Here is an 11,877-nt window from a genome sequence, read left to right as displayed (position 1 = left end):
GCAGGGAATACAATCATGAGAGAACGCATTCATCATTAAATGACATGACTCCGGCTGAATTTATCCGAAGTCTCCGGAAAGACGAAGATCTCTGATTTAGCACTGTACTGAATTTGGGCCAGGGTCAGAAAGACGAAGATCTCTGATTTAGCACTGTACTGAATTTGGGCCAGGGTCAAAGGCTCCGGTGTCCGTAGTGGAAGGCGAGGGTGCCATCGGGATAATCCAGCACTTTAATTTTCTCACCGGCAAGACGGCTGTTTTCTTCTGTTGGGTCCATGAGATAAAGGATCTTATCGTACTGGAAAGTCAGTGATTTCGACACGGTACGGACATCATGCCAGGCAAAGATGTCTCTTAATTCATCGGGGCTTTCCTGCACCGGACGATGCAAATCTTTCGGGAACCTGGCCGGACGTGAGAATCGGCGGTTAAAGTCTGCAATGAAAGTGGCAAGCCAGGCATTCGCGGCCTCAATGCCGGTAACACCTTCCAGACGCATTTCTTTGATTAGCCGATCCTGAAGAGTCTGATTCGCACGTTCCACGCGGCCTTTAGCTTCAGAGCTGTTGGCACAAATAAGCTCGATTGCCAGGTCAAAGAGTACACGTCCGAACTGGGTAACGGTGGTATTGCGGTTCTCCGGACCACTGACGCGAAATATTGCGTGTTTGTCACTGTACAGCGATACCGGCTTCCCATGCTGCTCAATGTATTCCCGGGTTGCCAGCATGTAATCAAAGGCTGTTTCTGACTCGCTGAACCGCAAATGCATCAGGCGGCCGGTGGCATCATCGATAAATACAAGCAGGCAGCATTTTGGCGCACGACCTTCAAACCAGTCATGATGGGAGCCGTCGATCTGGATCAGTTCACCCAGACAATCACGACGATGTCGGGGCTGATAAACCCGTGACTTGCGACGAGCATGCGGGACCCAGAGTCCGTCAGACGTCATCCAGTTGCGGACGGTCTCGATTGAAAGTCGGATATCATGGCGTTCCCTGAGTTTTTCAGCGGCCAGCGTGGGCCCAAAGTCACTGTAGTTTTCACGTATCAGCGTGAGTACGCGCAGTTTAAGCGATTCGGTCAACCGGCGATTGCTGGGCTGGCCGCGTTTACGGCTGACAAGTCCTTCAGCACCAGAAACCCGGTAACGATTGATAAGCCGTTGCGCCTGACGTTCTGAGATGCCAAGCTGTGACGCTGCATCGCGGCGATGTAGATATATGGAGTTAGGTGAAATTATGAGCTCAATAGTTTTAAAGAACAAAATTGAAGAGTATACAGAGCAAGAGTTTTTAGCCATTCTTAAAGAATTTAGGAAAAGCACAAGGCAGGCTAAAGATTTAAAGGGAAGTAAGCTGGATGAGTATCTTGATAAATTAATGGATAACTTTATTCAAGTAACGGCACACCCTAAAGGCAGCGACTTAATTGTTTACCCTGAAAAAGACGAAGACGGGGAACCTCATAGGGTAATTGAAATCGTCAAAGAATGGAGGAAATCTCAAGGGCTTCCATTATTTAAGGACTCCTAGGTCATAGAATAACATCATGACTGCTGTATAGCAGCCTTAAGTTAGACTTTAACATGATGGCAATGCAAATTAGGTTATTGTTATGGACCGTAAATCCCCATCTTTATATGAAATTCTTACTGGCAACTTTACAGGGGACCTTCCCCTTGAAGCTGTAAACGAAGAAGACCCGGTCATTTTATCCGTGCTGGATAACATCCAGAGTATTTTGAACGCCCGGGCCGGGACCCAATCCCATCTCCAAGATTATGGTTTGCCGGATATGACCAAAATCCTGCAAGGCATGCCCGGGACCGCCCACGAGCTGATCGATACGCTGGCCGGTGTTCTGCTCAAGTATGAACCCCGTTTGCAGTCCCTTAATGTAACCTTACTCGAACAGCAAGTGCCCGGGGAGTTGCGCTACGCCATCGATGCGGAACTAAGAGGTATCGGGCTTGTACGGTATGGGACCGAGTTTATGTCTGAGGGTAAAGTGATGATCAGGCACTTGAAACAACAACAGCATCTGGAAAACCATAAGTTTATCTAATCAACTCTTATCAACTCTTACCCTCATTCGATACGGATTGAAGTGGCACACTGAATTTGGCCACCTGAAAAGAGGTGATATGCTCACCTCAGAACAACACAGGTGCCTTAATGAAAAAAAGAAATTTCAGCGCGGAATTCAAACGTGAATCCGCTCAGCTGGTTGTTGATCAGAACTACACCGTGGCAGATGCAGCCAGCGCTATGGATGCCGGCCTTTCCACAATGACGCGATGGGTGAAGCAGTTGCGTGATGCGCGGCAGGGAAAAACGCCTGAAGCCTCTCCCATTACTCCGGAACAAATTGAAATACATGAGCTAAGAAAAAAACACAACGTATTGAAATGGATAACGAAATACTAAAAAAGACTACCGCGCTCTTGATGTCAGACTCTCTGAACGGTTCCCGATAATCAGGAAACTCAGAGCGCATTATCCGGTGGCCACACTCTGCCACGTGTTCGGGGTTCATCGCAGCAGCTACAAATACCGGGAAAACCGCCCTGAAAAGAAAAGCCAGACGGCAGGCGGGCTGTATTACGCAGCCAGGTTCTGGAGCTGCATAACATCAGCCATGGCTCTGCCGGCGCAAGAAGTATCGCAACCATGGCAACGCTGAGAGGCTTCCGTACAGGACGTTGGCTTGCCGGCAGGCTCATGAAAGAGCCGGGGCTGGTCAGTTGTCAGCAACCTGCTCACCGGTATAAACGTGGTGGCCATGAACACATTGCTATCCCGAATCACCCTGAGCGGCAGTTCGCAGTGACAGAGCCAAATCAGGTGTGGTGCGGCAACGTGACGTATATCTGGACAGGTAAACGCTGGGCATACCTTGCTGTTGTTCTCGACCTGTTCGCCAGGAAACCGGTGGGCCGGGCAATGTCGTTCTCACTGGACAGCAGACTGACCATCAAAGCGCTGGAAATGGCGTGGGAAACGCGTGGCAAACCAGCCGGGGTGATGTTCCACAGCGTCCAGGGCAGTCATTATACGAGCAGGCAGTTCCGGCAGTTACTGTGGCGATACCGGATCAGGCAGAGCATGAGCCGGTGCGGAAACTGCCGGGATAATAGCCCAATGGAACGCTTCTTCAGGAGTCTGAAGAACGAATGGATGCCGGTGGTGGGTTACGTAAGCTTCAGCGAGGCAGCTCACGCCATAACGGACTATATCGTTGGATATTACGCGCACTAAGACCGCACGAATATAACGGTGGGTTACCCCCAAACGAATCGGAAAATCGATACTGGAAAAACTCTAACGCGGTGGCCAGTTTTAGTTGACCACTACAAAGTAAACCACCTTCTCCCCTTGTGCCTTATTTGTGCCATTGCGATTTATAATTGCGTCGATTTTGCTCGCATGCTCGGTGATATGCCAAGCTGAAAGGTGAGCGTACCAAAACAATCCGACCCTAACGATTACTTTTCCGAAGACGCACTGGTTAAGTATGACTATGACCAGAATCTTCGACCTTAAGGTTGAATCATCAAAGCGATGTTACCGTCGTAAGAGAGACAGTAATATTTGCCGTAAATATGAAACTGATGGAGGTAATCATCACTCCAGCCCTACACAATCTGGAAAATGAAGTGAAGTGCGGCCAGTGACGTATCAGCAGTGATTCTTAGCCGACGGCAGGCCATGGGATTTACTCCACAAACAGCGATTTTGATTAAGTGGAGCTTCATGCCCAAGTCACGGGTGTTGTTATGAAACGATGTTGGTCATTCTAACCCCTGTAGATGACTGTCCCGGGATTTTTAATGCTCTCCTGTATCGTCAGCCTGTTCTCCGCCAAAGGTGACAAGACTAAATCCGGTTCAGCAGACAATCAGTGATGTTCTCGAGGAACGGTATAGGCGAATTTACTCCTGAACAGGTGCGTAATGTCGACCGTCTACTATTCTGAAACGTTACTGATATCAAAGCATTAAATTTTATTTTTATCTTTGTTGTTGTAACAATAATTTACATTTTGCTTTCTGTTACCAGAGAACCTGAATCAATTTTAACGGGGGATTAGATAAAAGCTAATTCAGCAAAATCTTTTTTTAAGATACATTGAATTATCAGGTACCCCATTTAAACGGGAGACGAGAATGCAAATTTTAGAACAGTCTTTTTTTTTCGTTCCTGAGAATTGTCCTGAACGATTTGAAAAAGCAAATAACACATGTGCTGATGGCGTAATCATTGATTTAGAAGATACGGTGACATCTGAGAAAAATAATTTCCAGAGAAGTTGCCGAAAAAAGCAAAGGGAATTTTGACTCGTAGTATTTAGTAAATATATGAAGGAGTCACTAATGAAAGTTTTAGTCTGTGTAAAACAAGTTGTCGATCATAACGTTAGAATTAGAATAAAGCAAGATCATTCTGATGTTGATATTTCTGACTGTAAACTCAGTATCAATCCATTTGATGAAATAGCAGTTGAAGAAGCAGTACGTTTAAAAGAACGGGGGGTAATCAGCGAGATTGTTGCAGTGTCTATAGGATATAAAGGTGTAGGAGACGTATTGCGTACAGCACTGGCATACGGGGCTGACAGGGCAATACATATATTAACAGAAAAGTCTCTTGATCCACTGATTGTAGCCAAAACTATCACAGCTATTACTAAGAATGAAAAACCCGATATTATATTATTAGGCAAGCAAGCTATTGATGATGATTGTAATCAGGTAGGTCAAATGCTGGCAGCATTACTCGATCTTCCTCAGGCCACTAATATTAGTAAAGTTACTGTTTCTGATAATTTATTAACTGCTGTTCGTGAGATTGATGGAGGAGCAGAAACATTGAGTTTATCTCTGCCAGCAGTACTCACAACAGATCTCCGACTGAATACACCGAGAAATATCAGCTTGCCGAATTTTATTAAAGCCAAGAAAAAAACTGTTGAGGAGATAAATTTCGATTCACTTGGTATCAGCCCGTCATCCAAATTGACTACTATCAAAGTCGATGAGCCAGCAACAAGGGAGGCCGGCATAATTGTTCCGGATATTAGCACGTTGCTAAATAAACTAAAAAACGAAGAAAAAATAATTTAAGGAGACAAACATGGCTTCTTTAGTTATTGCTGAACATAATGGCAACATTCTTTTACCTTCAACACTCAGTACAATCACTGCGGCGAAAGCCATTGATAGTGATATAGATATACTTATGTTAGGGTATGGTATAGAAAATATTGCAGTTAAAGCCAGTCATATTCAGGGGGTATCCACTGTATTTGTTGCTGACGGTGCACTATTCGAACACATTCTGGCAGAGAATGTGGAAAAACAGATCTGCTATTTTTTGAACAGAGACAAAAATCATTATCAGTCAATTCTTTTCCCTGCAAGCTCTTTTGGAAAAAACTGTGCGCCACGCTTAGCCGCAAAACTTGATGTATCTCAGATTAGTGATATTACGCGTGTCATTGATCAACATACCTTTGAACGTCCAATCTATGCGGGTAGTGCTATTGCCACAGTGCACAGTGATGATGAATATAAAGTGATAACTGTTCGTCCTACCGCATTTGCGGCTGCGGAAGAGGGGGGAAAAGCCCCCATTGCATCTACAGAGGTTGTTACTGGTTCAGATCAGGTAAAATTTATTAGTCAAGATGTTAATAAAAGTAACCGTCCAGACTTACAATCCGCCCGAGTTGTAGTATCAGGTGGACGAGGAGTAGGAAGTGCGCAGGCGTTCAAAGAGCTTGTTGAAAATCTGGCAGATAAATTAGGGGCTGCCGTCGGTGCAAGCCGGGCTGCGGTAGATGCTGGTTATGCCCCAAATGATTATCAGGTTGGTCAGACCGGCAAAATCGTTGCGCCTCAACTTTATATTGCTTTGGGAATTTCTGGTGCCATACAACATCTTGCTGGAATGAAAGAATCAGGCATCATTGTCGCTATTAATAAGGATCCTGACGCGCCTATATTTTCTATTGCGGATTATGGTCTGGTAGCAGATATATTCAAAGCTGTACCTGAGCTTATAGATAAATTATAAATCATATATTTTCCTGATTAAAGGTGACTTTTATGCAAGATACAGATATTCAAATTTGGCGGCCTGGCATTCTGCGCAACACCGATTATCTTAACCCCGGTCCCGCTAAGCTGCTGGCCGCCACTCTGGATAAAGATATCGAAAACTTTAAAGAAGGGGCCATTCTGCCAGAATTATGGCACTGGCTCTATTTTCTTCCTGCCGACCGCCAGTCAGATCTATCCGTTGATGGTCATCCGATAAAAGGTCATTTTCTACCCCCCGTTGATTTACCAAGAAGAATGTGGGCATCGAGTCAAATGACCTGGAATACTTCATTCCTTCTGGGTGAAAAAGTTGAAAAAACGTCGCGAGTCAAAGAGATTCTTGAGAAAAGGGGCTCTAGCGGGAAACTGGTGTTCGTTAATGTTGAACATCTATATAGATCCAACGAACGAGATATTATGACCGAAGTTCACACTATTGTCTATTGTGAAGCTGTTACATCTCACAAGAAGCACAAGAAGAAAGCCTCGTATGATGTTCCACAAGAACAGTTTTCTCACAAAATTAAGCCAGATCCACCGCTGCTGTTTCGTTATTCAGCATTAACATTTAATACTCATCGCATTCACTATGATCTTGATTATGTCAGGAATGAAGAAGGGTATCCTGGGCTGGTCGTCCAGGGTCCACTGACAGCAACCCTGCTGGTCGACCTGTTAAAGAACAACCGCCCTGACGTGACAATCCGCAATCTGCAATTCCGTGCTATATCCCCCTTGTTCAGTCCTGATCCAATACGGTTATGTGGACGTGTTGATGGTGATGTTGCGACATTATGGGCCGCAGGGCCGGACAACTATATATCAATGAAAGCCACGGTGCTGGTTTATTGAGGAAAAATTATGAAAAGTATCGAAAAGGATAAAAATCAAGATATTCGTGATGCGGTTCGTTCATTGTGTAGTGAATTTGATGATAAATATCATCGTAGGATAGATGAAACAAAAAGTTATCCTGAAGAGTTTGTTAATACACTAACCAAAGCAGGTTGGCTGGCTGCGCTCATCCCGGAGGAATTTGGAGGATCAGGACTTGGTTTAACTGAAGCATCTATTATCATGGAAGAGATCAATAGATCGGGTGGAAATTCTGGAGCCTGTCATGGTCAAATGTATAACATGAATACTTTGTTACGCCATGGCTCCGATAAACAGAAACAATTTTGGCTGCCACGGATAGCTTCTGGTGAATGGCGCCTGCAGTCGATGGGCGTCACAGAACCTACAACAGGTACAGATACCACCAGAATAAAAACTACAGCTGTAAAAAAAGGAGACCGATATGTAATAAACGGACAAAAAGTCTGGATTTCACGTGTTCAACATTCAGACTGGATGATTCTTCTGGTTCGAACTACTCCGCTTGGAGATGTAAAACGTAAATCCGAAGGGATGTCTATTTTCATGGTTGATATTAAAGAGGCTATGAAAAATGGAATGACGGTACAACCTATTCCCAACATGGTCAATCATGAAACCAATGAACTCTTCTTTGACAACCTGGAAATTCCCGAAGAGAACCTCATTGGTGAAGAGGGTATGGGTTTTCACTACATACTTGATGGCTTAAACGCAGAGCGTACCTTGATTGCGGCAGAATGTATAGGGGATGGATATTGGTTTATTGATCGTGTTACCCGCTATACCTGCGAGCGTGAGGTTTTTGGACGTCCCATTGGTCAGAATCAGGGGGTGCAGTTTCCTATTGCAGAAGCATTTATTGGAGTAGAAGCGGCTAATCTGATGCGTTTTAAAGCCTGCGAGCTTTTTGATCAGAAACTTAGCTGTGGAGCACAGGCTAATATGGCGAAATATCTTGCTGCGAAAGCCAGTTGGGAAGCAGCCAATGCCTGCTTGCAATTTCATGGTGGTTATGGTTTTGCTTGTGAGTATGATATCGAACGTAAGTTTAGAGAAACACGTTTATATCAGGTTGCTCCCATATCTACCAACCTGATTCTGAGTTATATCGCTGAGCATGTACTGGAGATGCCACGTTCATTCTGATCCCACATAAGTTGGAAAATATCATGAAACAGTTACCGCTGCCCGAAGTCATTATAGTCTTGATTGAACATGCCATTGCCTCTCCATTCTGTACCCGACAGTTGGCTGATTATGGTACATGGGTAATTAAAATAGAACACCCAGAAGGTGGGGATTTTGCCCGCAATTGTGAAAAGAAGATTATAGATAATTCGCATATATCTTTTTTATCTGGAAAAGAAAGCCAAATATACATCTTTTGAGGTGTTTTATCATCGTCGACGTTTGTTTTTAATATGTGACAATCGGCTATATAGCCTTATGGACACCTTTTTCTGGGGAGCATTGCTATACATTCCAACTGTTTTATTAGTATGGGATTTATTTCACTGGTTACAGTATCAATACTAGTTGATTTACATAATATAGCTATTCCTATGGCGATGAAATTTAGGGGTTAATAATGAACGATACACTTTCTAATACCCGGCAATCACGTGAGACGATAGAATGTGATGTTCTTATTGTGGGAGCAGGACCTGCCGGATTATCTGCCGCTCTCAGACTTAAATTACAGGCAAATGACGCAGGAAAAGAACTGTCTATTATCGTCCTTGATAAGGGATCTGAACCTGGCTCTCATATTCTCAGTGGGGCAGTCATGGATCCCCGAGCGCTGAATGAACTAATTCCTGATTGGCAAGAAAGAGGTGCACCAATTAAACAACCGGTTACTCAGGATAAATTACTTTTACTGATGAATGAAAAAAGTATTAATATCCCGGATGCACTCATTCCTGACAATTTTCGCAACCATGGAAATTTTATAATAAGTCTCGGTAATCTCATAAAATGGCTCGCTGATCAGGCAGAAACGGCAGGCGTGGATATTTATGCAGGATTTTCGGCGGCTGAGATATTGTATGATCAGGATGCTAACATTATCGGTGTGGCAACTGGTGATATGGGACGTCATCGGGATGGTAGCATGAAAGAGGGTTTCCAGAGTGGAATGGAAATTCTGGCAAAGTATACTGTTTTTGCCGAAGGGGCCCGCGGACATCTGGCTAAAGAGCTGATCAAAAAATTTCATCTTGATACAGGTAAAGCCCCCCCGAGTTTTAGCATCGGCATAAAAGAATTGTGGGAGGTTCCATCAGACCAGTCCCGCCCGGGGCTTGTAATACACACTACAGGTTGGCCTCTGGATAAAGAGTCATTCGGGGGAGGATTTCTCTATCATCTTAATGATAATAAAATTGCACTAGGTCTGGTTGTGGGGCTTGATTATTCAAACCCTTGGTTAAATCCTTTTCAGGAAATGCAGCGCCTGAAGACACACCCTTCTATACGTAAATATATTGACCAGGGTAGGCGTATTGGTTATGGCGCAAGAGCGATCAATAACGGCGGGATTCCGTCTATGCCTGATCCCTGTTTACCCGGTGGTCTACTAATTGGTTGTAATGCCGGTACACTCAATGCAAGTAGAATCAAAGGCATACATACAGCTATCAAAAGTGGCATGATAGCGGCTGACGCTATATTTAATGCTTTGTTGGACAATAGAAAAAACGACTTACTGACAGAATATCAAACATTGCTGCAACAGAGCTGGCTTTGGCAGGAACTGGAAAATGGCAGTAATTTCAAACCCTGGTTCAAAAAAGGGCATATGGTGGGATTTATCATGGCTGGTATTGAGCATTGGCTGCTTCCCCGGCTGGGTATAAAAAAAATCCCCTGGCGTGTAAAAAATAACCAACCGGACAATGTTACTTTGCGACCTGCCAGCACAAGCCAGAGAAAAGTGTATGATAAACCTGACGGTAAACTGACGTTTGATATTTTGTCATCCGTCTATCTCAGCAACACCTGCCATGATGAAGACCAGCCAGTACATTTGAAAATTAGTGATCAGAATATCCCTATATCAATTAATCTGAATATTTATGGTGGCCCCGAAGCACGATATTGCCCTGCCGGAGTATATGAATTTTTACAGGATGGTGAAACACAAAATATTCGTCTACAAATAAATTCGCAGAACTGTATTCACTGTAAAACCTGTGACATTAAAGATCCTAAACAAAATATAACCTGGACTACTCCTGAAGGTGGCAGCGGACCAAATTATACGGGGATGTAACACTATCGCTCTGTCTGAGGTATGAGCATAGCAACCAGCTTTTGTGTGTAACCGGGTAATTTGTTAAAGCTTCTGGCGCAGAGCTGTAATTTTCTTAATGACCAAGGGTCATCAAGATCAATAATAGCAAACTCATGCAACTGACGCAAACGGGATGCAGCAGAGTGAGGCATAATACCAATGCCCACTTTTGCTTCAACCATACGGCAAAATGTTTCAAAATTGCCGACCTGTATTCTAATTTTTAGTTTAGATTGTACTAGTTCTGCCTTTTTTCGGATAAATTCAAACATTCCAGTTCCTTCAGGCAGGCTGATTTGTTCATATTCCATTAATTCCAGAAAGGTTACGCTTTTTCTGTCAGCGAATGGATGGTCTGTCGCGGTGATAAGCACTAGCCTATCAGTACGGAACGGCAGTATTTCAAGATTATCTGTTGTAATATTACCAGCAACAATTCCGAGATCTGTTCTTCCCTCAATGACAGAACGTACAATTTCCGGACTTGGATACTCCCTGAGATCAATATTCACATCATTATATAGTGTAAGAAAATGGCCCAACAATGGGGGGAGATACTCTGCAATAGCAGTTATACTGGAAAATATTTTGACATGTCCTTTGATACCTTTAACATGTTCCTGCATATCGCTACGTAACATTTCCATTTGATTCACAATAAGACTGGCGTGGTGTTTAAATGTTTCACCTGCTGGGGATAACGTTACCCCCTTGCTACTGCGATACAGCAATCTCAGATTGATACTCTGTTCAAGATTACGTATACGTACGCAACCAGATGCGGCAGACATGTATGTTTTTTCCGATCCACGAGTTAAGCTCCCTTCTTCACTGATAGCAAGGAATAATTTTAAATCTTTTATATCAAAGTGCATCGTTGTAACTCATAATTAATGTATAATATAGTAGGCTGAATTTTTTATAGTCTCAGTCAGACTGAGTATTTCGGCCTACCCGAATTTCTGTCACGTCGAGATCACTATAAAACGCAGACTGACGGTGTTACCGTACGACTATGTCCCGAAAAATGCGTGATATCCTTGCTCAGGAAAAGAATTATTTTCCCTGGATGCCCCGTTACCTTATTTGTACCCCATTATACCAATGGGGTTAACCAGTCAGACCCGCCACAGTCATCCATGATTCAGGGCAGATCTGGTGGGATGCTGATGACCGCTGACAGGGGAGCACGTCAGACATACTGTCGGGGTCGTCTGTAACGTGGATGCCGATACCTGCTCTCTTTCAGCAACACACAGATAGACTACAAACACCATCACAAACGATGATACGCCTCCATAGGTCAATAAAGCGCACACAAAGATCAGTTTCGCCACGCAGGGCCGCACAGTCTCTTTCTCACACATAACCTCCAGCAGAGTATCATCACGCTGTTTTTCCAGGCCAGTGCTACGGTCTGTATGTCTGTTAAGTTTTTGTTCCAACCTGAATAGCTGATCCGGGAACGCCAGAAACCGGATCTGCGCGACGGGAAACCGACGAGAGATATGTTTAATGGAGATTTACTAAATATATCAATCTGAGTGTGATTATCAGCGTGACTCCAAATTAGCCTACTAAGGAGCTGAAAATT

The 11,877-nt window shown here is 44.0% G+C and carries 11 protein-coding genes and 2 pseudogenes; 11 read left to right on the top strand and 2 right to left on the bottom strand.

Going from position 1 to position 11,877, the window contains the following annotated elements; all coding sequences use genetic code 11:
- Positions 1-178: 178 nt before the first annotated feature.
- A pseudogene (locus F4V61_RS07200) lies at positions 179-1,309 on the bottom strand (ISNCY family transposase); the annotation flags it as partial.
- On the opposite strand from F4V61_RS07200, the gene F4V61_RS07195 reads away from it, so the two are divergent.
- The 11 genes and pseudogenes from F4V61_RS07195 (at position 1,248) to F4V61_RS07140 (ending at position 10,262) form a co-directional block, all read left to right on the top strand.
- On the top strand, positions 1,248-1,541 hold the full coding sequence (locus F4V61_RS07195; RefSeq protein ID WP_000095318.1) for a bacteriocin immunity protein: 294 nt from the start codon (positions 1,248-1,250) through the stop codon (positions 1,539-1,541). The pseudogene F4V61_RS07200 and the gene F4V61_RS07195 overlap by 62 nt on opposite strands.
- A gap of 82 nt (positions 1,542-1,623) precedes the next feature.
- Positions 1,624-2,073: a type VI secretion system baseplate subunit TssE gene (tssE, locus tag F4V61_RS07190; RefSeq protein WP_000375391.1), complete on the top strand. Its 450-nt coding sequence runs from the start codon at positions 1,624-1,626 to the stop codon at positions 2,071-2,073.
- A 110-nt stretch (positions 2,074-2,183) separates the two neighbouring features.
- Positions 2,184-3,355: pseudogene (locus F4V61_RS07185) on the top strand (IS3 family transposase).
- A 106-nt stretch (positions 3,356-3,461) separates the two neighbouring features.
- Positions 3,462-3,551, top strand: coding sequence for a hypothetical protein (locus tag F4V61_RS22805; protein WP_134940432.1), 90 nt, complete (start codon positions 3,462-3,464; stop codon positions 3,549-3,551).
- 623 nt (positions 3,552-4,174) lie between these two features.
- The gene (locus F4V61_RS22640) at positions 4,175-4,345 is read left to right on the top strand and encodes a hypothetical protein (protein WP_176169250.1); all 171 of its coding nucleotides are present in this window, start codon (positions 4,175-4,177) and stop codon (positions 4,343-4,345) included.
- Positions 4,346-4,381: 36 nt separating this feature from the next.
- Positions 4,382-5,131, top strand: coding sequence for an electron transfer flavoprotein subunit beta/FixA family protein (locus tag F4V61_RS07165; protein ID WP_000866756.1), 750 nt, complete (start codon positions 4,382-4,384; stop codon positions 5,129-5,131).
- 10 nt (positions 5,132-5,141) lie between these two features.
- A complete protein-coding gene (locus tag F4V61_RS07160; protein ID WP_000157768.1) occupies positions 5,142-6,083 on the top strand; it encodes an electron transfer flavoprotein subunit alpha/FixB family protein in 942 nt (313 codons plus the stop codon).
- A gap of 32 nt (positions 6,084-6,115) precedes the next feature.
- On the top strand, positions 6,116-6,961 hold the full coding sequence (locus F4V61_RS07155) for an FAS1-like dehydratase domain-containing protein (protein ID WP_134949317.1): 846 nt from the start codon (positions 6,116-6,118) through the stop codon (positions 6,959-6,961).
- 9 nt (positions 6,962-6,970) lie between these two features.
- The gene (locus tag F4V61_RS07150) at positions 6,971-8,134 is read left to right on the top strand and encodes an acyl-CoA dehydrogenase family protein (RefSeq protein WP_000835379.1); all 1,164 of its coding nucleotides are present in this window, start codon (positions 6,971-6,973) and stop codon (positions 8,132-8,134) included.
- 23 nt (positions 8,135-8,157) lie between these two features.
- Entirely contained in the window at positions 8,158-8,376 is a 219-nt protein-coding gene (locus tag F4V61_RS07145) for a CoA transferase (protein ID WP_012210455.1), read from the top strand.
- Between the two features lie 200 nt (positions 8,377-8,576).
- The gene (locus F4V61_RS07140) at positions 8,577-10,262 is read left to right on the top strand and encodes an electron transfer flavoprotein-ubiquinone oxidoreductase (RefSeq protein WP_001000311.1); all 1,686 of its coding nucleotides are present in this window, start codon (positions 8,577-8,579) and stop codon (positions 10,260-10,262) included.
- A 2-nt stretch (positions 10,263-10,264) separates the two neighbouring features.
- Here the strand turns inward: F4V61_RS07140 and F4V61_RS07135 are convergent, their stop codons facing one another.
- A complete protein-coding gene (locus tag F4V61_RS07135) occupies positions 10,265-11,158 on the bottom strand; it encodes a LysR substrate-binding domain-containing protein (RefSeq protein ID WP_000545338.1) in 894 nt (297 codons plus the stop codon).
- Positions 11,159-11,877: the final 719 nt, after the last annotated feature.

The sequence above is a fragment of the Salmonella enterica subsp. arizonae genome (genome assembly GCF_008692845.1).
Classification (GTDB): Bacteria; Pseudomonadota; Gammaproteobacteria; order Enterobacterales; family Enterobacteriaceae; genus Salmonella; species Salmonella arizonae.
This window is presented reverse-complemented; position numbering and strand designations above follow the sequence as displayed.